The sequence below is a fragment of the Verrucomicrobiota bacterium genome (genome assembly GCA_016871675.1).
In the GTDB taxonomy this organism is placed as follows: domain Bacteria; phylum Verrucomicrobiota; class Verrucomicrobiia; order Limisphaerales; family VHCN01; genus VHCN01.
This window is the reverse complement of sequence record VHCN01000044.1, coordinates 1-22,124: the sequence shown is the minus strand read 5'-3', so window position 1 is coordinate 22,124 and position 22,124 is coordinate 1. Positions and strand designations below refer to the sequence as shown.

The 22,124-nt window shown below is 66.4% G+C and carries 21 protein-coding genes; 13 read left to right on the top strand and 8 right to left on the bottom strand.

Annotation, left to right across the window (positions count from 1 at the left end):
- Nucleotides 1–75 precede the first annotated feature (75 nt).
- From FJ386_10335 to FJ386_10320, 4 genes are all read right to left on the bottom strand, one after another.
- Nucleotides 76–375, bottom strand: coding sequence for a DUF4339 domain-containing protein (locus tag FJ386_10335; GenBank protein ID MBM3877104.1), 300 nt, complete (start codon nt 373–375; stop codon nt 76–78).
- Between the two features lie 75 nt (nt 376–450).
- Nucleotides 451–2,148, bottom strand: a complete 1,698-nt coding sequence (locus FJ386_10330; protein MBM3877103.1) for an L-seryl-tRNA(Sec) selenium transferase — start codon at nt 2,146–2,148, stop codon at nt 451–453.
- Complete coding sequence (gene selD, locus FJ386_10325; GenBank protein MBM3877102.1) at nt 1,812–2,870, bottom strand: selenide, water dikinase SelD; 1,059 nt, start codon at nt 2,868–2,870, stop codon at nt 1,812–1,814. Before selD ends, FJ386_10330 begins: the two co-directional genes overlap by 337 nt.
- 280 nt (nt 2,871–3,150) lie before the next feature.
- Nucleotides 3,151–3,309, bottom strand: a complete 159-nt coding sequence (locus FJ386_10320) for a SelT/SelW/SelH family protein (protein MBM3877101.1) — start codon at nt 3,307–3,309, stop codon at nt 3,151–3,153.
- A 281-nt stretch (nt 3,310–3,590) separates the two neighbouring features.
- On the opposite strand from FJ386_10320, the gene aspS reads away from it, so the two are divergent.
- The 6 genes from aspS to FJ386_10290 all read left to right on the top strand — a co-directional run bounded on the left by aspS (nt 3,591) and on the right by FJ386_10290 (nt 9,608).
- Complete coding sequence (gene aspS / locus FJ386_10315; protein MBM3877100.1) at nt 3,591–5,408, top strand: aspartate--tRNA ligase; 1,818 nt, start codon at nt 3,591–3,593, stop codon at nt 5,406–5,408.
- A gap of 138 nt (nt 5,409–5,546) precedes the next feature.
- Nucleotides 5,547–6,287 (top strand): alpha/beta hydrolase, encoded by a 741-nt coding sequence (locus FJ386_10310; protein ID MBM3877099.1) that lies wholly within the window; start codon nt 5,547–5,549, stop codon nt 6,285–6,287.
- A 163-nt stretch (nt 6,288–6,450) separates the two neighbouring features.
- Nucleotides 6,451–6,855: a hypothetical protein gene (locus FJ386_10305; protein MBM3877098.1), complete on the top strand. Its 405-nt coding sequence runs from the start codon at nt 6,451–6,453 to the stop codon at nt 6,853–6,855.
- 46 nt (nt 6,856–6,901) lie between these two features.
- A complete protein-coding gene (locus FJ386_10300; GenBank protein ID MBM3877097.1) occupies nt 6,902–7,645 on the top strand; it encodes a TlyA family RNA methyltransferase in 744 nt (247 codons plus the stop codon).
- 190 nt (nt 7,646–7,835) lie between these two features.
- Nucleotides 7,836–8,513, top strand: a complete 678-nt coding sequence (locus FJ386_10295; GenBank protein MBM3877096.1) for an NAD(+)/NADH kinase — start codon at nt 7,836–7,838, stop codon at nt 8,511–8,513.
- An 84-nt stretch (nt 8,514–8,597) separates the two neighbouring features.
- Nucleotides 8,598–9,608: a LacI family transcriptional regulator gene (locus tag FJ386_10290; protein MBM3877095.1), complete on the top strand. Its 1,011-nt coding sequence runs from the start codon at nt 8,598–8,600 to the stop codon at nt 9,606–9,608.
- 17 nt (nt 9,609–9,625) lie between these two features.
- Here the strand turns inward: FJ386_10290 and FJ386_10285 are convergent, their stop codons facing one another.
- Nucleotides 9,626–11,179: an SEL1-like repeat protein gene (locus FJ386_10285; protein ID MBM3877094.1), complete on the bottom strand. Its 1,554-nt coding sequence runs from the start codon at nt 11,177–11,179 to the stop codon at nt 9,626–9,628.
- A gap of 215 nt (nt 11,180–11,394) precedes the next feature.
- On the opposite strand from FJ386_10285, the gene FJ386_10280 reads away from it, so the two are divergent.
- The 3 genes from FJ386_10280 to larB all read left to right on the top strand — a co-directional run bounded on the left by FJ386_10280 (nt 11,395) and on the right by larB (nt 14,878).
- Entirely contained in the window at nt 11,395–12,987 is a 1,593-nt protein-coding gene (locus FJ386_10280) for a glycine--tRNA ligase (GenBank protein ID MBM3877093.1), read from the top strand.
- A 57-nt stretch (nt 12,988–13,044) separates the two neighbouring features.
- Nucleotides 13,045–14,043 carry an AI-2E family transporter gene (locus tag FJ386_10275; GenBank protein MBM3877092.1) on the top strand — a complete coding sequence of 333 codons (999 nt, stop codon included), beginning with the start codon at nt 13,045–13,047 and terminating at the stop codon, nt 14,041–14,043.
- 67 nt (nt 14,044–14,110) lie between these two features.
- Entirely contained in the window at nt 14,111–14,878 is a 768-nt protein-coding gene (larB, locus tag FJ386_10270; protein ID MBM3877091.1) for a nickel pincer cofactor biosynthesis protein LarB, read from the top strand.
- On the opposite strand, the gene FJ386_10265 is transcribed toward larB, so the two are convergent.
- Complete coding sequence (locus FJ386_10265) at nt 14,879–15,460, bottom strand: hypothetical protein (GenBank protein MBM3877090.1); 582 nt, start codon at nt 15,458–15,460, stop codon at nt 14,879–14,881.
- Nucleotides 15,461–15,605: 145 nt separating this feature from the next.
- On the opposite strand from FJ386_10265, the gene larC reads away from it, so the two are divergent.
- Entirely contained in the window at nt 15,606–16,922 is a 1,317-nt protein-coding gene (larC, locus tag FJ386_10260) for a nickel pincer cofactor biosynthesis protein LarC (GenBank protein MBM3877089.1), read from the top strand.
- Nucleotides 16,923–17,000: 78 nt separating this feature from the next.
- Nucleotides 17,001–17,831 carry a glycosyltransferase gene (locus tag FJ386_10255; GenBank protein MBM3877088.1) on the top strand — a complete coding sequence of 277 codons (831 nt, stop codon included), beginning with the start codon at nt 17,001–17,003 and terminating at the stop codon, nt 17,829–17,831.
- Nucleotides 17,832–17,869: 38 nt separating this feature from the next.
- On the opposite strand, the gene FJ386_10250 is transcribed toward FJ386_10255, so the two are convergent.
- Both FJ386_10250 and FJ386_10245 read right to left on the bottom strand, forming a co-directional pair.
- Nucleotides 17,870–19,585: a DUF885 domain-containing protein gene (locus FJ386_10250; protein MBM3877087.1), complete on the bottom strand. Its 1,716-nt coding sequence runs from the start codon at nt 19,583–19,585 to the stop codon at nt 17,870–17,872.
- A gap of 84 nt (nt 19,586–19,669) precedes the next feature.
- Entirely contained in the window at nt 19,670–21,049 is a 1,380-nt protein-coding gene (locus FJ386_10245; protein ID MBM3877086.1) for a response regulator, read from the bottom strand.
- A gap of 128 nt (nt 21,050–21,177) precedes the next feature.
- On the opposite strand from FJ386_10245, the gene FJ386_10240 reads away from it, so the two are divergent.
- Together FJ386_10240 and FJ386_10235 are read left to right on the top strand one after the other, a co-directional pair.
- Nucleotides 21,178–21,930, top strand: a complete 753-nt coding sequence (locus FJ386_10240) for a prepilin-type N-terminal cleavage/methylation domain-containing protein (protein MBM3877085.1) — start codon at nt 21,178–21,180, stop codon at nt 21,928–21,930.
- The coding region (locus FJ386_10235) for a hypothetical protein (protein MBM3877084.1) at nt 21,927–22,124 on the top strand (198 nt) is incomplete at its 3' end. The genes FJ386_10240 and FJ386_10235, both read left to right, overlap by 4 nt.

Here is a 22,124-nt window from a genome sequence, read left to right as displayed (position 1 = left end):
GGCGCGATTGCGCCTCCGATGTTGACCCGCGACGGGCCGGGAAGTTACGGGAAACTCCGGCCGCCGCGCGGCGCGTCACAACGAGTGGCCGGGAATGTTGCATCGCGGCTCGTCGCCGACGTTCCGGCCCGCTGTGTAGCTGCCGCCGGACTTCGCCGGCGCGGCCGCCGCGTGCGCTGGCAGGGGCGGCATCGGAGGCGGCAGGTTTGCGGGCACCACCACGCCGGGCGCGGTGTCTAGCCGGGTCCAGCCGGGCGCGCCCTCCCACCACGCGAGATCGCCGGGCAGAAATCGCCCGCTGGCGATGCCGCCGTTTACCTCGACGAGGCTGAACTGTCCAAGCTGCTGGTTGTTCCGCGCGATGTGGATGTTCATGGCGATCCGTGGTTCGGTGCCGCGACCATGGGGAGGCCCGCGAGAGCTTGTCAACGCCGCCGCATCCCGCGCCACTCAAAGGCACGCTCGAACGCAGCGCACCAGTTCCTCATCTTGGCGCGGAAACACCGTGCGCACGTCGAGCTTGAACTTGTTCCCTCCCACGTAGCCGATCACCGGCGGTGAACCGGCGCGCAGCTTCGCCGCGAAGTCCGCCAGCGCTCTGCCCTGCGGCAGCAGGTCCACCGTCACCGATTCGATCACCGCCTGCGGCAGCGTGCCGCCGCCGACCTGCGCTTTGCCCGCGCCGACAGTCGCTTTGACCGGCAGCCCAGCAAGCGCGGCGCAAATTTTCTCAGCTCGACCACGAAGTTCCTCCGGCGTCGCACGCAGCATCGAGTGAATCGGCGCCGCAAGGCTCGAGGACGATGTTGCGTGCAAATACTCATCCACCACCGTTTGCAGCGTGGCGAGGATGAGCTTGTCGCACCGCAGCGCGCGGAAGAACGGCTCGCGCTTGCACGCGGCCACGAGCTTCGCCCTGCCCGCGATGATGCCCGCCTGCGGGCCGCCAAGCAGCTTGTCGCCGCTGAAGCACACGAGTTCCACGCCACGCCGCAGCACTTCCCCCGGCGTCGGCTCGTGGTGCGCGAGGCCGAGCGCCTTCTCCGTCTCGATGACCGCGCCGCTGCCGAGGTCCTCCACAAATGGCACGCGCTTCTTCTTCGCCAGGGCGGAAATCTCTTCCGTCGTCGGCGACTCGACGAAGCCACCCATGAAGAAGTTGCTGCGATGAACTTTCAGGATGAGCGCGGTCTGCTTGCCGATGGCGCGCCCGTAGTCGCGCAGCGTGGTCTTGTTCGTCGTGCCGACTTCGCGCAGCGTCGCGCCGCTCGTTTCCAAAATGTCCGGGATGCGGAAGCCGCCGCCAATCTGCACCAGTTCGCCGCGCGAGATGATGACCTCCTTGCGTGCGCCCGCGGTGCAGTGCCGCAGGATGAGCACGAGCGCCGCAGCGCAGTTGTTCACGACGGTCGCCGCCTCCGCGCCGCAGAGCAGCGCGAGGTTGTGTTCGAGGTAGCTGGCGCGGCCGCCGCGCTCGCCGGTGACGGGGTCGTATTCGAGGTTGTTGTAGTTCGCGCCGATGCTCGCGAGGGTCGCCACCGCTGCGTCGCTCAACGGCGAGCGGCCGAGGTTCGTGTGAATGACCACGCCCGTGCCGTTGATGACCGGCTGGATTCTGGAGCGGCGAAGTTTGTCCAGCGCGGTGCGAATGCCCGCGAGAACGGCGTCGAATTCGGGAACTTCTCCCGCCTCGCGCAGCGCTGCCAGCTCGCGTCGAACCACCGGGAGCACGGCGGGCCGCGGCAAGTCGAGCGGGCCGAGCGATTGAAGCACTTTCTCGACCGCGGGGATGTTGCGCAGTTTCGGTTGACTCACGGCTTGACTCGTATGTTCGGTTGCTTCGCGCGAGTGATTTGCCCGATGACGGCGGCGCAAGGCGTCTTGCGGCCGGCCAGCACGCGCAGCACGGCGTCGAGGTTCTTTGGTGCGACACAGAGGAGAAGGCCGCCGCTGGTTTGCGCGTCGGCGAGCAGGAACCGCTGCGCGTCGCTCACGGCGCCTGCCCAGTCGGTGAATTCTTCCGCGGTCTTCAAGTTCTGCCGCGTGCCGCCCGGGATGCAGTCCTGCGCGATGAGATTCCAGACTTCGCGGCCGAGGACGGGCACGACGCCGGCGCCGAGTTCCGCGCCGACGCCGCTGGATTTGCACATCGAGCCGAGGTGGCCGAGCAGGCCGAAGCCCGTCACGTCCGTGCCCGCGCGGACGAGTCCGCGCTCGGCGAGTTCGGCGCCGGGCGTGTTGAGCGCGGACATGGAGCGGATGGCGGCCTTCGCGAGCGCGGGCGGGCAGATGTCGCGCTTGATGGCGGTGGTGATGATGCCGGTGCCGAGCGGTTTGGTGAGCACGAGCAGGTCGCCCGGCCGCGCGGCGGAGTTTGCGATGATGCGCCTGGGGTGAACGACGCCGGTGACGGAGAGGCCGTAAACGGGTTCGGGATTGCGAATGGTGTGGCCGCCGACGAGCGCGCACCGGGCTTCGCGGACCTTCGCCGCGCCGCCGCGAAGAATGTTCGCGATGATGGCTGGTGTCACGACATCGGTCGGCACGCCCATGATGTTCATCGCCGTGAGCGGACGCCCACCCATCGCATAGACGTCGGAGAGCGAGTTCGTGGCGGCGATCTGGCCGTAAACGACCGGGTCATCCACGATGGGCGTGAAAAAATCCACCGTCTGCACGAGCGCGACGTCGCGGCTGACTTGATACACGCCGGCGTCGTCGGCGGTGTCGGAGCCGACAAGCAGGCGCGGGTCGCGCGGCGGTTTGGGGAGCTGGCGCAACACTTGCGACAGGGCCGACTGGCTGAGCTTGGCGGCTCAACCGGCGCAGCTCGACAGCGAGGTGAGCTTCAAGATTTGTTCACGACTCATGGAAACGGCGGGGTGCGGAACGGCAGGCAGGCGCGGGGTGACTCATCCCGTCAGCCGTCCGGATTCGAGATTCCGCGACGGAAAGTGGCGGAGAGGGAGCGAATCGAACACTCCTCGGCCTGCAAGGCAAACCGACGGCGGTTTTGAAGACCGCGGGGGCCACCAGGCACCCATCACTCTCCGGATTGAAATGCCCGCCGTCTTCGTCCGCGCCTCGGTTCGATCATCGATCGGTATCGAGGACGACGCGCCGCGGACGCGCAAACCCGTTCCCCCGGCGCTACCGCTTCGCCCGGACCGCCTGCACGATGGCGTCGGGCTCGGGGAACTTCCCCGTCTTGAGCTTCGAGTAGATGTTCTTGCCATTGACGCTGACCTCAAAGGCGCCGCCGCCCGACGGGACAAGCGTGAGCGCGCGGATGTCCTGTTTGAGCCGCATGAGTTTCTCCGCCAGACCGACGGCGTGCGGTTCGTAGTTTCACATGCTGCAATACTCGATGGTGATGTCCAAGGGCATGGTTTGGTTGCACGGACAGTAGGGTCGTAAAAGCGAAGCGTCAAGCGGGCGGCCACGAGGCCCAATTTGTCTTGTCCAAATTTGTCTTTGAAATCTGCGCACGCGACCCGCACCATCCGCGCTCTGTTTGAACAGGTGGTGCCGTCCGCCCTGCGGGCGGCGAAGGTTCGCGGCGCGAATCCTCCCTCCACCTCGAGTCACGAATGAAACGCACGCACCATTGCAACGAGCTCCGGCCCGCGCACATCGGGCAGACGGTCACGCTCACCGGCTGGGTCCACAGCCGCCGCGACCTCGGCGGCGTCATCTTCATTGATGTCCGCGACCGCGAGGGCCGCACGCAGGCGGTCTTCGATCCGTCGGACTTGACGAAGGAACTTTTCGCCTCGGCCGAAGGCTTGCGCAGCGAGAGCGTCGTGCAGGTCACGGGCAAGGTGCGCCAGCGGCCCGCGGGCACCGACAACTCGAAGATTTCCACCGGCGAAGTCGAGGTGCTCGCACGCGAACTCACCGTGCTCAACCAGGCCGGGGTGCTGCCGTTCCCGATCGATGACCCGGAGCAGGCCGCGAAGGTGAACGAGGAGTTGCGCCTCAAGCATCGTTACCTCGACCTGCGCCGTCCCGAGATGGCGCGCCACCTGAAGCTCCGCAGCAAGGCCGCCACGGCCACGCGCGTGTTCATGGACGAGCAGGGCTTCCTCGAAGTCGAGACGCCGATCCTCTTCAAGTCGACGCCCGAGGGCGCGCGCGAGTTCCTCGTGCCGAACCGCCGCGAGGCCGGCACGTTCTACGCGCTGCCGCAGTCGCCGCAGCAGTTCAAGCAGATCCTCATGGTCGCGGGCGTCGAGCGCTACTACCAGCTCGCGCGGTGCTTCCGCGACGAGGACCAGCGCGCGGACCGCCAGCTCGAGTTCACTCAGGTGGACATCGAGATGAGCTTCATCGAGCGCGAGGATTTGTATGCGCTTGTCGAAGGACTGCTCGCGCGGGTGTGGAAAACCGCGCTCGGCTTGGACGTGCCGGTGCCGTTCAAGCGGCTCACGTATCAGGACGCGCTCAACCGCTTCGGCATCGACAAACCCGACACGCGCATCGGCATGGAGCTGGCGGACTTCACGGAGGAGTTCCGCGCGAGCACGTTCAAGGTCTTCAGCGGCACCGTCGCGACCGGCGGCGTGGTGAAGGCGCTCAACGCGAAGGGACTCGCCTGTGCCACGCAGGGACAGATCGAGACGATGACCGAGACCGCGAAAAGCTTCGGCGCAAAGGGCCTCGCGTTCATCAAGGTCGAGAAGGGGGCCGACGGTGCCACCGTCGAATGGAAATCGCCCATTGTGAAATTCTTCAGCCAGTCCGAGAAGGACGCGCTGACGAGGAAACTCGAGATCGAGGAAGGCGACTTGATCCTGTTCGCCGCCGGTCAATGGCTCAACGCCTGTGAAATCCTCGGCAGGATTCGCCTCTACTGCGCCGAGGTGCTCAAGGCGGCGGGCAAGCTCGTGATTCCCGCGGACCGCTTTGACTTCCTGTGGGTGGTGGACTTCCCGCTGCTGAGCTTCGACAAGGAGCAGAACCGCTGGTATTCGAGCCACCACCCGTTCACCGCGCCCGTGGCAGAGGACATCCCGCTGCTCAAGAGCGACCCGAAGAAAGTGCGCGGGCAGCATTACGACATCGTCGTCAACGGCGTCGAACTCGGCGGCGGGAGCATCCGCATCCACCAACCCGACGTGCAGAAGACGGTGTTCGAGGAGGTGCTGCAAATCCCGCCCGAGGAAACGCAACTGCGCTTCGGCTACATGCTCGACGCCTTCCAGTATGGCGCGCCGCCGCACGGAGGCATCGCGCTCGGCTTCGACCGGCTTATCGCGATCCTTTGCGGCACGCCGAGCATCCGCGACGTGATCGCCTTCCCAAAGACCGCGAAGGGCGCCTGCCTCATGACCGACTCGCCGAGCGTCGTGAGCGCACGCCAGTTGCGCGACCTGCACATCGACGTGAAGGGACCCAAGAAGGAGTAACCGTCCGCCGCCATGACCGACACCGCGTCACCTCGGAGATCAAACGGGAGACCGACGCGGGCCGGGGTTCGCGCGTTGCGGACGATCGGGCTTGCCTACGCTGTTCTGTGCATCGGCGGATGCGCCTGGCAGCGGAAGTTGATCTACTTTCCAACCACGTTCGCGCCTGAGCGAGCCGATGCCATCGCGGCCAAGCGCGGATTTGTTCCGTGGAAGAACGTGTCGGGCGAGATCATCGGCTGGCAACTTCCAGCGAGACGTGCCGCGACCGGCGCGGTGCTGATCGTGCACGGCAACGCCGGAAGCGCGGTGGAACGCGGCTACATCGCCAGACCCATTCACGAGGCGGCGGCGGTGGACGTGTTTGTCCTGGAGTATCCCGGCTACGGTGCGCGTGGCGGTTCACCGAGCGAGAAGAGTTTTCTCTCCGCCGCGGACGAGGCATTCAGCCTGCTCACGCATCGCGCGCCGGTGTTTGTGGTCAGCGAATCGCTCGGCACGGGCGTCGCGGCGCACCTGGCGGGCACGCATGGGGGCCGCGTCGCGGGCCTCGCGTTCATCGCGCCCTACAACGACCTCGTCTCCGTCGGCCAGCGCAAGATGCCGTTTCTTCCCGTGCGGTTGATTTTGCAGGACCGCTTTCCGGCCGCGGCGTGGCTTCGCGATTCGCGCCGACCGGCGGTCTTTCTCCTCGCCGGCGAGGACGAGGTGATCCCGACGGGGCTCGGCCTGAAATTGCACGACGGTTACGCGGGACCGAAGAAACTCCACGTGATCCCCGGCGCGCAGCACAACGACATCGCCGAGCAATCCCCTGACTGGTGGGCGGGAGTGTTCGAGTTCTGGCGTGAGAACGGCGTGCGACAAGCAACCGATTGACCCGAAGAAGTTTGCAACTCCGGGCGCGGTTTTCTATTCTCACCCCGTCAACCAGCCATCCAGCGGTCGAGTCGGCGGTCGAGCCCCCCGTTCCGGGTGCTCATGGTGGCCGCGAATCCTGAAAAGGTTTGTGCCCTTGGCCATTTGCTAATATCACCAACCCATGAGCAGCCCAGCGAGCCCGAGCACCACCCCCAGCCTGGCCGCCGCGCCCCAGGTCGCCCCCGCGCAGCCGGAAGTCGAGTTGAACGACACGGGCGTCGTCGCCGAACTGCGCGATATGCAATCCAAGGACGGCTCGCCGCTGCTCTCCGAGCCTACCGACCCCTTCACGGCCAACGCCCCGCGTCACGTCCAGCAGGTCAAGGCCGCCGCCACCAACCCCGCCAAACTCGTCTTCGCCGCGCACGCCTTCCGTGGCGTGGCGCTGAACCTCGGTGCCATCTGCCAGGAAATCGGGTCCACAGCCAACCTGGGCACGACTGACGGCGTGGACAAGCTGCGGCCGCAAACGGAGCACGCCTACGGGCTCACGCTCGCCGAGTTCGACAAGTTCCGCAGCCAGTGAGCCGGGGCCGCGCGGGTCGCCCCGCCGCGCGCCTGCCTTCACCCCCATGAAGCGCGTTGATCAGGCACTCGTCGAGCGCGGCTTCTGCGACAGCCGCGAAAAGGCCCGCCGCGCCGTCATGGCCGGCCGCGTGCGCGTCAACCAGCAGACCGCCCGCAAGCCCAGCGATTCCGTTGCGGACGGCGACGACCTCGGGCTTGAGAGCGGCGAGAAGTTCGTGAGCCGCGGCGGGCACAAGCTCGACCACGCGCTCAATCACTTCCAGCTCGACGTGCGCGGCATCCTCGCCGTGGACCTCGGCGCTTCGACCGGCGGCTTCACCGACTGCCTGCTCCAGCGCGGCGCGGCGCGGGTGTTTGCGGTGGATGTCGGCCACGGCCAGCTCGCGTGGAAACTCCGCAACGACCCGCGCGTCGTCGCGATGGAGCGCACCAACGCGCGGAACCTCCGGCCCGCGGCCATGCCCGCGCCGTTCGAGCCCGCCGGACTCGTCACGGCCGACTGCTCATTCATCTCGCTCCGGCTCGTGCTGCCCGCGGCGGTGGCGCTGTTGCGGCCCGGCGGCCGCATCGTCGCGCTCGTGAAACCTCAATTCGAGGCCGGCCGCGCCGAGGCCGACCGCGGCGCGGGCGTGATCACCGACCCCGCCGTGCACCAGCGCGTGCTCGCGGAGCTCGAAGCCTTCACGTCCACGCTCGGCGGAATCGCGTGGCGCGGAGTGACCGCGTCGCCCCTGCTCGGGCCCGCCGGCAACCGGGAATTCCTCGCACTGCTTGAAACGACTCGCTGACAAGATTCGCCGCGTCGGGCTTCTCGCGAACACCGGCAAGCCGGCCGTGGCCGCCGCCGTGCGCCGCGCCGCCGCACTCGTGGCCGCGTCGGGCCGCGCGGCCTTGAGCGAGCCCGGGACCGCGGCGCTCGCGCGCCTTCAGACCGCGCTGTGCGACTCGCCCGCGGCGCTCGCGCAGTCGTGCGACCTCATGCTCGTCTTCGGCGGCGATGGCACGATGCTCCGCGCCGCGCGCGAACTGTCCGGCAGCGCGACACCCATCCTCGGCGTGAAATTCGGCGGGCTGGGATTCCTCACGGCGATCTCCTCGCAACAACTGTCCCGCGGCCTGCAGCGGGTGTGGGCCGGGGACTTCACCATCGAGGAACGGCCGCTCATCGAGGCCGAGGGCGAAGTGGGATCCGAGCCGCTCCGCAGCCTAGCGCTCAACGATTTTGTGGTAAGCCGCGGCGCGACATCACGGCTGATCGAGCTCGCGGTGTCCGTGAACGGCGAGGCGCTCACGAACTACCTTTGCGACGGCTTGATCGTAAGCTCGCCGACGGGCTCGACCGCCTACTCGCTGGCTGCGGGCGGCGCGATCGTCAGCCCCGAGGCGGAAGTGTTCACGCTCACTCCCATCTGCCCGCACACGCTCACAAACCGCTCCCTGGTCGTGAGCCTGCGGTCCGAGGTGCGCGTGACGTTGCAAAGCCGGCAGCCGGACTCGATTTTCGCCGCGGACGGCCAGGTGCTCGCGACGTTGCACCCCGGCGAGAGCGTGACGGTGCGCCGGAGCCGCCGCTCGGTGCGGTTGCTGCGCTTGTCCGGCAGCTCGTTCTTCGGCACGCTCCGGCAGAAGCTGAACTGGAGCGGGTCGAATGTGTGAATGTTCCCGGTATCCAGCATTCATGAGTCCGGCCGGATTCTTCGACACGCCCGGAGCGAACACTGAACACCCGCCGCCCCTGACATGGTCCGACTGAAAGACATCGCCGCGCGCGCCGGAGTTTCCGTGATGACGGTCTCCAAGGCGCTCCGCGACGCGAAGGACATCTCGCCCAAGACGCGCGAGCGGCTCAAGGCGCTTGCCACGCAGATGGGCTACGTGCCGAACACGGCGGCCAGCGGCCTTCGGACCCACAGCACACGGCTCTTCGGGCTCATCATCTCGGCAATGACCAACCCGCTCTTCGCCCGCGTCATCATGGCCATCGAAGAGAACGCGCACGAGATGGGCTACGACCTCGTGATCGCGCACTCGCTGAACAACGCGAGCCGCGAGGAGACGTGCATCCGCCGGATGCTCGCGCGTCGCGTCGAGGGGTTGTTCATCTTTCCCGCCTACCGGCAGCAGGAACACTCGCCGCTGTATGACGAACTGCTTGCGCGCGGGGTGCCCACGGTGATTCTCGGGCCAACGGCGGCGTTCTGCGCGCGGTTCCACAATGTGGAAACCAACGACCTCGCCGCGAGCCAGGCGCTTGCGCGGCACTTGATCGAGCTTGGCCACCGGCGCATCGCGTTCTTCACCGGGCCCGCGGTCTCGCCGTGGGCGCTGGAGCGGTTCGAGGGATATCGCCGCGGACTCCGCGCCGCAGGGATGGACGTGGACGAATCGCTCGTCTTCCAGGCCGGCGCAACGATCGAGGAGGGCGAGAAGGCCGCGCTCCAGTTGCTTCAGGAAAACCCGAGCGCGACCGCCGTGCAGGCGGTCAACGACCTCGTGGCCATCGGCGCGGCGGAGACATTCATCCGGCAGGGCCTCCGCATCCCGCAGGACATTTCGGTCGTGGGATTTGGGAACGTGCTCGTGAGCGAACACTTCCGCGTCCCGCTGACCACCGCGCGGCAGCCCAAGCACCGGCTCGGCGTGGCGGCGATGGAAGTGATGAAGAAGGTGATGCAGGGCGGCACTCCGACGCCGCAGCGCCTCGCCGCCGAACTCGCCATCCGCGAAAGCTCCGGACCGCCGAAGGCGTGAACAGGCTTCGCGGTCGACTACTTCTTCTTGGGCTGCGCGGCCTTCTTGTCACCCGTCGCGGCGGCGGGTTGCGGGGCGGAAACCGCGGGCGTGCTCGCAGGAGCCGGCGCGGACGAACTCGGCGCCAGCAGAGGGACGATCTTCTTCTCGTAGAAATCCTTCGCGCGGCGCTGTGCTTCGTTGAGGTCGTCGGTCTTGAGGCGCGCGGCGACGGCGTCGCGGTTGCGCACCGCGTTGGTGTTGCCGAGCGCGGCGGAGACGTTGAACCACTTGTAGGCCTCGATGTAGTCGGGCTTGGCGTTGGCCTTGTCGTCGGCGAGCAGCACGCCGAGGTTGTCCATTGCAAAATCCGCGCCGGCCTCCGCCGCGGCGGTCAGCCATTTGGCGGCCTCGTCGCGGTCTTTTGGCACGCCACCCGCGCCGATCATGTGGAGACGGCCGACCTCGGCCATCGCGCGGACATTGCCGGCAGCGGCTGCCTTCTTGAACCACTTGAGCGCCACCGCCTCATCCTTCTTCACGCCCTTGCCGCTTGCGTGGAGCACGCCGAGGTTGAATTGCGCGGGCACGTGCCCCTTGTCGGCCGCGGTCTGATACCACTTCACGGCTTCGGTCGGGTTCGGTGGCACGCCGCGGCCATTCTCGTAGATCCAGCCGAGCTCGTTCATCGCGTTGACTTCGCCCGCCTCGGCGGCGCGGCGGTAATACTTGAGCGCCTCGGCCTCGTTCTTCTCGACGCCGTTGCCGTTGAAGTAAGCCTGTCCGAGGTGATAGAGCGCCTGCGTGTCCCCCTTGTCGGCGGACGACTTGAGCAGCTTGAAGGCTTCGGCGTCGTTCTTCGCCACGCCCTGCCCGCCGCGCATCAGCAAGGCGAGGTTGCGCGACGCCGTCGTGTCGCCCTGCTCGGCGGCCGCCTTGAACCACTTCGCGGCCTCGGCGGCGTCCTGCTTGACGCCGCGGCCGTTCGCATAGAGCACGCCGAGTTCGTTCTGCGCCTGGGCGTTGCCGGCCTCGGCGGCTTTCGTGAGCCACTTGGCGGCTTCGGGATAGTTCGGTTCGCCGCCCGGCGCGCGCAGCAACAGCACGGCAAGGTTTTTCTGGGCGACGGTGAAGTTTTGCTCGGCGCTCTTGCGGAACCACTGGATGGCCTCGGCGTGGTTCTCGGGCGCGCCCTGGCCGGTGGCGAGCATCCAGCCCAGCTCGTTTTGCGCCTGCGCGTTGCCCTGCTCGGCGGCCTTGCGATACCAGCGCCCGGCCTCGTTCAAGTCGGCCTTCACGCCCTGGCCGTTCTGATACATGGTCGCGAGGTTCTTCTGCGCGAGGGCGTCGCCGGCCTCGGCCGCGCGGCGGAACCACTTCGCGGCGTCCGGGAAATGCTGGAGCGTCCCCTGCCCGAGGTAATACGCCACGCCGAGCGCGAGTTGGGATTTCACGTCACCCTTCTCGGCGCGCTCGGTGAGCGTCCGGAGGTCGGTGGTCTGCGCGAGCGCCGTGGCGGCGAGCGCGGTGGAGAGCAAAGCCGCGAGGAAAGGACGGCCCATGATTCGGGAATTCAGGTTCGGATTTTTCATGCGCGGCGAAGGCTAGGGAATGGCCCCGCCGATTGCAAACCACATTCCGAAACCTCTGCAAAACGTGCAGCGTCGAGGCTTCGCCTCGACGGAACCTGCCAGATTCCTCGGCAAGCCCGGCCACTACCCCAGGGCAAGATGGGTTTTGCAGAGGTCTCATTCCGACCGGGTGCGCGCCTTGACACGTCCCCTTCCTTTGCGACACTGGCGCGCCTATGGCCGAGCCCAAAGAGAACGTGTTGATGGAAAAACTCGTGTCGCTGTGCAAGCGGCGCGGCTTCATCTTCCAGTCCTCGGAACTCTACGGCGGCATCAACGGCTTCTGGGACTACGGCCCGCTGGGCGCGGAGCTCAAACGCAACGTCAAGGACTCGTGGTGGCGGCACATCGTCCACAACCGCGACGACATCGCCGGCCTCGAGGCCACCATCATCATGCACCCGATGATCTGGAAGGCATCCGGCCACGTGGACACGTTCAGCGACCCGATGGTGGACTGCAAAACGTGCAAGGCCCGCTTCCGAGCGGACCAGATGAACGAAATCCCGTGTCCGCAAAAGCCCAGCAAGATGGCCGCTGATTGCGCGGGTGAAAAAACCGAGGCCCGGCCGTTCAACCTGATGTTCGAGACAAACGTCGGCCCGCTCAAGGATGCGGCAAGCGTCGCCTACCTCCGTCCCGAGACGGCGCAGGCGATTTTCGTGCAGTTCAAGAACGTGATTGAGACGTCGCGGCAGAGGGTTCCGTTCGGCATCGCGCAGACGGGCAAGGCGTTCCGCAACGAGGTCACGCCGCGCAACTACACCTTCCGCTCGCGCGAGTTCGAGCAGATGGAAATCGAGTTCTTCATCCGGCCCGACGAGGCGGTCGAGGCCATCAGCGGCGCGGTCGCGACGCCCGGCGAAGGCCATCCCGGCGAGCCGCAGCCCTCGTGGGGCTGGCAGACGTGGCACAAATACTGGGTCGAGGAGCGCATCCGCTACTACGAATCCATCGGCCTGCCGCGCGCGTCGCTCGAGGAATACTGGCAGAAGAAGGAGGAACTGGCCCACTACGCCCGCGCGTGCGTGGACATCCTGTTCAAATTCCCGTTCGGCACGCAGGAGCTCGAGGGCATCGCCGCGCGCAGCGACTTCGACCTCTCGCAGCACCAGCGCTTCGCCGGCAAGCCGATGGCCGTCTTCGACGAGGAGCTGAAGAACTCGTGGGCGAAGCTGCCCAAGGAGAAGCAGGACGCGTTGTGGCGCCGCTATTGCGAGGCGCGGCAGCACTATTTCGTGAAGATGGGCGTGGACGCCGAGAAGGCCGCGGCTCAGGCGCGCGAAGACGCCGACGGACTCGCGCGCGGCTCGTACGTGCCGCACGTGATCGAGCCGAGCGCGGGCGTGGACCGGCTCATCCTCGCGCTGCTCACGCACGCGTTCCACGAGGAGGAGACCGTGGACGAGAAGGGCAAGAAGGAAGTGCGCACGGTGATGCGTTTCCATCCGCGCATCGCGCCCATCAAGGCGGGCGTCTTCCCGCTACTCAAGAACCGCCCCGAGCTCGTGGCCAAGGCGCGCGAGGTGCGCGACCTGTTGCGGCCCCACATGACGGTGTTCTACGACGAGGCCGGCTCGATCGGGCGACGCTACGCGCGGCAGGATGAGGCGGGCACCCCCTTTGGCATCACCATTGATTTCGACACGCTCGGCGAAAAGGGCGCGGAGTTGAAGGACACCGTGACGCTGCGCGAGCGCGATTCGCAGCAGCAGCAACGCGTGAAAATCGGCGAACTCGTCGCGCTGCTTGTGCCGAAAGTGCGGTAAGGCGCACAGGGAGAGCCCTGTTCAAACACGGCGACCTCTGCTAGTTTGCCACCGGACATGAGCACCCCCGCGAAGCTATCCTACGGCCTCATCGCATTGACGCTGCTGCTCGTGGGCTGGCTGCACATGGCGGTGCCGTTCATCACGGTGCTGTTCTCCACGTTTGCACTCCAAAAACTCCGCTTCTGGGGGCGCAAGGACGTCGCCATCGCCATCTTCAGCATCCTCGTCGTGGCTTTTTTTTACGTGTTCGTGTTTTTCATCGAGCGCGCGCTGGACGCGCTGCCCAAGATCCTCGATTCGCTCGTGCCGCTCATCATCGAGGCGGCGAAGGAATACAAGATTTCGCTCCCGTTCACCGATGTGAACAGTCTCAAGGAAGTGCTGCTCGGCTTGGTGAAAGACGACTGGCTCGGCCTCGGCAACCTCGCCAAGAATCTCACCCGCCAACTGGTCTTCCTGCTCATCGGCATCGTTGTCGCCATCAGCCTCTTTCTGAACAGCACGGTGGACCTCGCGCGCGAGACGCACTTCGTGAAGAACAACCTCTACTCGCTCACCGCCGACGAGATGACCCACCGCTTCCGGAGCTTCTACGACAGCTTTTCCACGGTGATGGGCGCGCAGATCGCCATCTCGACCATCAACACGGCGCTCACCGCCATCTTCATCCTCGGCGTCGGGATGGACTATCCGCGGTTCCTCATCATCATCACGTTCGCCTGCGGGCTGCTGCCGATCGTCGGCAACGTCATTTCCAACACGTTCATCGTCAGCGTCGGCCTCACCGTCTCGTGGAAGCTCGCCCTCGGGGCGCTTGCGTTCCTCATCGTCATTCACAAGCTCGAGTATTTTCTCAACAGCAAGATCATCGGCGACCGCATCAAGAACCCCATGTGGCTCACGCTCCTCGGCCTCATTCTTGGCGAGCGCCTCATGGGCATCCCGGGCATGATCCTCGCGCCCGTCGTGCTGCACTACATCAAGACCGAGGCCACCAAGCACCAGGTCGCCGAGACCCGGAGCCCCGTAAAGGAGCCCGCACCGGTGAATTGAGCCCGGCGCCGTTGCTCCGCGCGTTCGTCCGGGCTCCCGCCGCTTCAACCCCAACCTCAGAATCCACGTGACGCCCGCTGAACTGCTGCGACTTCTCGACCGCTTCCGCGCCGGCACCGCGACCCGCGGGGAAGTCCTGCGCGCATTCCAGCAAGCGCCCGTTGCCGACCTCGGCTTCGCGCAAGTGGACACGCACCGCGCGCTGCGAAAGGGGTTTCCCGAGGTCATCTTCGGCGCGGGCAAGACGCCGCAACAGGTCGTGAAGATCGCCGCGCAACTCGCCGCTCGCGAACAACACGTCCTCGTCACCCGCATCGGCATCGAGCACGCCCGGGCGCTCCGCAAGCAGTTCAAGCACGCGGTTCACCATGAGCTCGCGCGTTGCGTCACCGTCGAGAAGAAGCCTTTGCCAAAGCGTCCCGGCGCCATCGCCGTGCTGTGCGCGGGCACAAGCGACATCCCCGTCGCCGAGGAGGCCGCCGTCACCGCCGACATCATGGGCAACCGCGTCGAGCGCGTGTTCGACGTCGGCGTGGCCGGTTTGCACCGCTTGCTGCGCCGGCTCGACCTCATCCAGTCGGCCAACGTCGTGATCGCAGTCGCTGGCATGGAAGGCGCGCTCCCGAGTGTCGTGGCGGGACTCGTCTCGCGCCCCGTCATCGCCGTGCCGACGAGCGTGGGCTACGGCGCGAACCTCGGCGGGCTCACCCCGCTGCTCGCGATGCTCAACAGTTGCGGCAGCGGGGTGACCGTGGTGAACATCGACAACGGCTTCGGCGCCGGCTACGCCGCCAGCCAGATGAACGCGCTCGCCGGTGTAGGCGCGTCAAGTTGATCAAGACTGCTTCTGTTCGATCGCCACGAGCAGCACCGCGGCTGCGATGCCGAGCCGCCGGTCGAGCAATCCCCGCGTGTCAGCCGTGAAATCCAACTTCACCTTGCTCACGAATGGGTTGAAATTCCGCTTGAAGCGGCACACCGGCGCACCGCCGATGCTTCCGTTGTATTCCTGAGGCAGCAACTGACCCAAGATGATGCGCCGCAAAAGTGCGAGCACGAGGCTTTCTTCCTTGATCAACCCGATTTCCCGTCCCGCGCCATCCAGGAACTGCCACTCGTCCACGACGATTGACTTAAGTCCCTTGCGCTTGAGCGAGCCGGCGAGTGCATTGCCGTTGCTCGGGTCAAACACGTCATAGGTCGCCGCGATGTCGAGGATGTTGCGCGCCCTGATGACCAGCAATTCCTGCCGTTGGTCCTCGCCGGAATACACGCGGATGTCCTCCTTCAGCTTGAAGGCCTTCTGCTTGGAGTAGAACGCCACGTTGCCCTCCGGGTCGTAAATGTGGAACGCCGCACCAAACAACTTGAAGACCTTCCGGCGCACGAGATACGTCGGATGATGAAATGCAGGCAGCGGAGGAGGCAACGCGGGAGGAACTGAAGAGGGGGTCACGGGCGGACCATGATACCGGCGCGGACCCAAGTCAACGATCCTCGGCGGTGCACGTGCTGCGCTTTTGCTGGCGTCCATGCCGCCGGGTCGTGCTTAATCCCCACTTGTGAACGCGCTTCACCTCGACATCTTCAGCGGCCTGAGCGGCGACATGTTCCTCGGCGCCTGCGTGGACCTCGGCGTGGACGTCCACAAGCTCGAATACGAACTGGCCAAGCTCGACCTCGACGGCTACCAGCTCCGCGCCGCGCACGCGCAGAAGTGCGCCATCGCCGGCGTGAAGTTCGACGTGGTGCTCACGTCCTCCTCCGCTCACGCATCACGCCCCGCGCGCCACGGGCACTCGCACGGGCCTCACGAACATACGCACGGACCTGGCTGCGACCACGGGCACGGCCGCACCTTCGCGGACATTCGCGCGATGATCCAGCGCAGCAAGCTCTCCGATTGGGTGAAGGAGAAATCGACCGCCGTCTTCCATCGCATCGCGGTCGCGGAGGGAAAGATCCACGGGCACCCGCCGGAACAGGTGAACTTCCACGAAGTCGGCGCCGTGGATTCCATCGTGGACATCGTGGGCGGGTGCATCGCGCTCGAACTGCTCGGCAAGCCGCGCGTGCTCGCCGGACCCGTGGTCGAGGGCACGGGCTTCATCCAGTGCGCGCACGGGCGTTTCCCGCTGCCGTCGCCGGCGACGCTGGAAATCCTCGGCGCGCGCGGCATCGCCGTCTCGCAGTGCGACGAACCGTCCGAACTGCTCACGCCCACCGGCGCCGCGCTGCTTGCGGAGTTCGCGGAGAGCTTCGGGCCGATGCTGAATCTCGTCGCCTCGCGCGTCGGCTACGGACTCGGCACGCGCGACAATCAGACGCGGCCCAACGTGGTGCGCGCCGTTCTCGGCGAAGTTCAGAGTTCCGCGTCATGGATTCCAAGCCCGGAACTGCTCGCCGAAGTGGCCGCGACTTCCGCCGCCGGGGCGCACGACTGGGAGACGGACACCATCGCGGTGCTGGAGACAAACCTCGACGACGTCAGCGCCGAGGTGCTCGGGAACTTCGTGGAGGTCGCGCTGGCGGCCGGCGCGTTGGACGTGTTTCACACGCCGGTGCAGATGAAGAAGAACCGCCCCGGCGTGCTGCTGACCGTGCTTTGCGCCCCGGCGGACGCGGACAAGTTCAGCGAGTTGATGCTGCGCGAGACGAGCGCGTTTGGTGTGCGGCGCACGATCGCCGAGCGCCGCAAACTGAAGCGCGAATTTGTGAGCGTGAAGACCGAGTTCGGCGACGTGAGGGTGAAACTCGGCAAGCTCGACGGACGGGTTCTGCACGCTGCGCCGGAGTTTGAGTCGGCCAGGGCGGCGGCAGCGTCTGCGCGGGTCGCCCTTGCGGAGGTCTACGCGGCGGCGGTTCGGATGGCCCGATGAACGAACCTCACGCTTCCCCCTCGCGGGTCGCACGCTTGAACCGGACGCGTCGCCGTGTTATCCCACCGGCCAAGGAACGTGCGCTTTTCCATCATCACACCCAGTTTTCGCCAGTCCGACTGGCTGAAACTGTGCGTCGCCTCCGTGGCCGACCAGGGGGTGGAGCACGAGCATATCGTGCAGGATCCCGGCTCGGATGACGGCACGCTCGACTGGTTGCGCAAGGATCGCCGCGTGCGCGCGTTCGTGGAACCGGACGAGGGCATGTATGATGCGTTGAACCGCGGGCTGCGGCGCTCGTCCGGCGAAATCCTCGGTCATCTGAATTGCGACGAGCAGTATCTCCCCGGCGCGCTGCCCGAGGTGAGTTCCTACATGGACGAGCATCCGGAGGTGGATGTGCTCTTCGCGGACGCAGTCGTCGTGGACGGCGACGGGCGCTACCGGTTTCACCGCAAAGTGCTCACGCCCTCGCGGTGGCATACGCGGGTGCGGCCGCTCTCGACGCTGACGTGCGCGACCTTCTTCCGGCGTTCCGTGCTCGATGTGCACAAGTGCTTCTTCGATGCGCGCTACCAGTGCATCGGCGACGGTGAGTGGGTGTCGCGGCTGTTCGACCACGGCTTGCGGATGGGCGTGCTCGGGCAGTTCACGAGCGCGTTTACGCTCACGGGCTCAAACCTCGGCTCAAGCGCGGATGCGAGGGAGGAATTCCGGGCGTGGGCGGGGACGGCGCCGCGGTGGTTGCGCGCGACGCAACTGCTCTGGCTGCTGCACCACCGGCTGCGGCGCCTCTCGGGTGGCATCTATTTCCAGGCCCCGTTTGACTACGCGATCTACACGCGCGCGGTGCCGGACCGGCGGGCGTCGTTCCATGTGGTTGAGCCGAGATTCCGGTGGAGGACGTGACCGGCCGAAACGGAGGGCGCAGACCGAGTCATTTGGGATCAGCGCGCCCGGCGCTTCTCCCTCACCCAGTCGTCCACGAATCGCTCGAGGATGTCCAGCGGCACTGCGCCGTTGCGGAGCACCACGTCGTGGAATTCTCGGACGTCGAACTTCGCTCCAAGTTCCTTCGAGGCGCGGGCGCGGAGTTCCTTGATCCTCAACTCGCCGATCTTGTAGGCGAGCGCCTGCCCCGGCCAGCCGATGTAACGGTCGATCTCGTTCACGATGTCGTTCTCCGCCTTCGCGGCGTTGTCCTTGAAGTAGTCGATCGCGCGCGGGCGGTCCCACCGCATCGAGTGCATGCCGGTGTCCACGACGAGCCGCACGGCGCGCCACATTTCGTAGGTGAGCTGGCCGAACTTTGAGTAAGGGTCGTCGTAGAGCCCCATCTCCTCTCCGAGGAACTCGGAGTAAAGCCCCCAGCCCTCGACGAAGGCGGTGAAGCCGCCGTGCCTGCGGAACTTCGGCAGTTCGCCCTGTTCCTGCGCGAGCGCGATTTGCAGGTGATGGCCCGGCACGGCCTCGTGCAGCGAGAGCGCCATCATCTCGTATTTCGGCCGCGTCTCGGGCCGGTAGAGGTTCACGAAGTAGGTGCCCGCCCGCGTGCCGTCCGCCGCGGGCTGCCGGTAGTAGGCCGTCGTGGTGTCGGGCGCCATCTTGTCGGGGATCGCCTCGATGCCGTAAGGCGTGCGTGGGAGCGTCTTGAAAACCCGCACGAGGAGCGGATCAATCCGCCGCGACATCGCATGGTAGCCGACGAGCAGTTCCTGCGGAGTCCTGTAGTAGAACTGCGCGTCGGTGCGCAGGAACTGGAAGAACTCGCCGAGGGAGCCCTTGAAGCCGGTCTGGTCCTTGATGGCGAGCATCGCGGCGCGGATGCGCGCGACTTCCTTCAAGCCCAGCTCGTGAATCTCGCGCGGTGTGAGCGTTGTGGTGGTGAATTTGCGCGCCTCGAACGCATACATCTTCTCGCCCTCGGGCATCTGCCAGCAGCCGACCTGGTCGAAGCACGCGGGCAGATATTCCTTCACGAAGAATTCGTGAAACTTCCGGTAGGCCGGGACGACTTGTTGCGCAACCGCGTCACGCGCGGCCGCGCGGAGCCGGGTCCGGTCGGCTTCGCTGATGGCCGCGGGAAACCTGGTGAACGGCTTGTAAAACGGGCTTTTCTCCGCCTCGCTCACCAGTTGCTTTTCGATCTGCGCGGGCACGCGCTGCATGATGACTTTGGGCTGGACCATGCGGACGCGGACGCCCTCGCGCATGAGCGTCGAGGTCTGCTCGACGAGCACGGGCAGGGACCGCAGGCGCGCGAGCCAGTCCTCGAAATCCTTGAGCGTGTCGAAGCGCAGGCTGTCGGCGAGTTCGTCCTCGGACTGGATGCCGTCGCGCATGCTCACGGGCGCGAGGTGCCAGCGGAAGGGATGCGCCTCGACGGCTTGCGCGTGGCGCTTCTCGAAGAGGTCGTAGTTGAGCTGGTCCGCCGGCGGCAGCGCCTTGCGGTTGATCTTGCGAAGCCGCGCGAGCACGTCGTGGTGGTGGCGCAGGTCGGCCTCGAACGCGGCCGCGGACAGGTCGGGCCACTGGTGGTTCCAGCGGCGGTCGCCGAGCGACGAGGCCCACGTCGGGTTGCGGCGCATCGAGTGCTCCCATTCGGCGTCGAAGATCGCGTGCAGCGCGCGCGAGGCGGCGTTGGTCGCGGCGTGCGCGTGCATCGTCAGCGCCGCGGTGAGCAACAGGAACAAGTGTCGGGTGGTCATGGTGGGGGGAATGATCCGGCCGCGCCCGCGGGAGTCCGTTCAAGCGGGCTTGGGTGCGAGCACGACCTCGACGCCTTCGCGGGCGGCCTGCACTTCAAGGGTGGCGCCGTGCATGACGGCGAGTTCGGCCGCCCAGTCGGCCATTCGCTTCACGTGCGCATCGTCGTGGTCGGGGTCGTGGTGAAAGAGGAACAGCTTCCTGACGTTGGCAACGACGGCGAGCGCGACAACGTCATCCACGCAACCGTGTCCCCAGCCGGCCTGCGTGCGGTATTCCGTCGCGTCGTATTGCGAATCCATCACGAGCACGTCGGCATCGCGGATGAAGTCGATGAGCTTTTCGTCCTGCTCCTGCGCGGAGCTGAGGTTCTCGCAGGATTGCCCCGGACCGGCGCCGGGCGAGGGGCGCAATCGCGAGTTGGGTTCGTTGTCCGGCAGGTAGCACACGGACCCGCCGCTGGTTTCGAGCCGGTAGCCCATGCAGATGCCCGGATGATTCAGGAACGTGGCCTTCACCGTCACGGCACCGACCTTGAATTCCAGGTCCTTGATCTCCTCGACGCGCAGGTGACTCGGCATCTGCTGCATCGAGATCGGGAAGTAGGGGCTCTCCATCTGTCTCGCGAGCACCGTGGACAGGCCCTTGGTCGCGCCGTCATGGCCGAGGATGCGGACCTTGTTCTTCGGCGAATACGCCGGGATGAAAAACGGGAAGCCCTGGATGTGATCCCAGTGCGTGTGCGAAATCAACAGCGTGACGTGGATGGGCGTGTCCTTGAATTCCTGGGTGAGCTTGCGACCGAGCTGCCGGATGCCCGTGCCGGCGTCGAGGATGATGATCTCGCCGTCCGCGCGGACTTCGAGGCACGAGGTGTTGCCGCCGTAGTGCAGCGTGCTCGGGCCGGGCATCGGCAACGATCCGCGCACGCCCCAAAACCGGACCGTCGGCGGGCGGCCGATGAGATACACCATGGACTCGATGAACTCGACCGGCGCGCCGCCACCGTCCGCCTTGGCGGGCGCCTTCGCACGGGCGGCGTTGAAACACGTGGTGCTCGCGCCGATTTCGCCGAGCAGCTTGAAAAAATCGGCGGGCCGGAACGGCTTCACCAAATACCCGTCGGCGCCGGCCTTGAGCGCATTGGAACGGTCGGCGGGATCGCTGCTGCTGCCGGCGACGATGATCTTGCACTGCGGCATGCCGTCGCGGCGCGCCTGAAGCGAGCGGCAAACCTGGTAGCCGTTCACCCGCGGCAAGAGCAACTCGCACACGATGATGTCGGGCTTCGACTCGGCCCCGGCGCGGATGCCCTCCTCGCCGCCATTGGCGTGAAGCACCGTCCAATCGGCCTCCTTGAGCGGCGCCGCCAGCAAGGAATGCAGCGACCCGTCATCATCGATCAGGAGGATGCTCTTCATTCCCGGTGCTGGCGGGACAGTGGCAAGCACCCGTGCGGATGACAAGCCGCAAGCGGCCGCCGCCGGCGCGGAAGCGGCGTTGACTCGCGCCCGCGATCCATCACTATGCCGCACAACACCCGGAAGCCATGAACCCGCCTCCTCCCTCGCGCCGATCGGGCGCCGTCGCGCCTGGATTCACGCTCATCGAATTGCTCGTGGTCATCGCGATCATTGCGATCCTCGCCGGACTGCTTCTCCCCGCGCTGGCCGCCGCCAAGGAGAAGGGCCGCGCCACCAAGTGCACGAGCAACATGCGCCAGATCAGTCTCGGCCACAAAATCTACACCGACGATCACGAGCAGGTGTTCATCCAGTTCGGGCGCACGGGGACGGCGCCGGGCAACCTGCTTCCCAATGCCTCCGCGACGTGGTGGCCGGACATTTTCCGCAACATGAAATACTTCGCGGACTTCAGCGCCTTCTCGTGCCCGAGCGTCAAGTTCTTCACCAACCAGCTCGCGATCGGCATGAACTATCCCGACATCGGCGTCTGGCTCGACGGCACACCGCCCGCGCGCAACCTCGTCCGCGAGCAGGAGGTCACCAAACCCAGTGACACCGTCGTCTTCGCCGACGCGCAGGAGATTTCCAACCCGCTCGAACCCGACCCCGACAAGTGGAACCCCACCAACTCCACGCTCGGCCGCCCGTGGGTCAGCATCATCCTGCGCAACCCGAGGGTCGGCGATTACAACACGCTCCCGCAGCGGCCGGTCAACCGCCACAACTTCAAATGCAATATCGGCTTCGTGGACGGCCACGCCGAGATCAACAAGGTCAGCTACATCGGCTTCCAATTCCCGGAGGGCGATCAGCGAAATCTTTGGGACAAGAAATGATTCGCCGCGCGGATGCGAACCCGGTCGGTCGAGCCGTCGGGCTTGTGGCGGTAACGCTTGCCGCCGCGTGCAGCAAGCCGCCGCCGCCGCCCGCAGCCGCGCCCGCCGTCACGCCACCGGCCGCCGTCGCGCCCGCCGCGCCCGCCACCGGTCAACCGGCGGAGACCACCAGCACGCCGAAGCCCAACATCCCC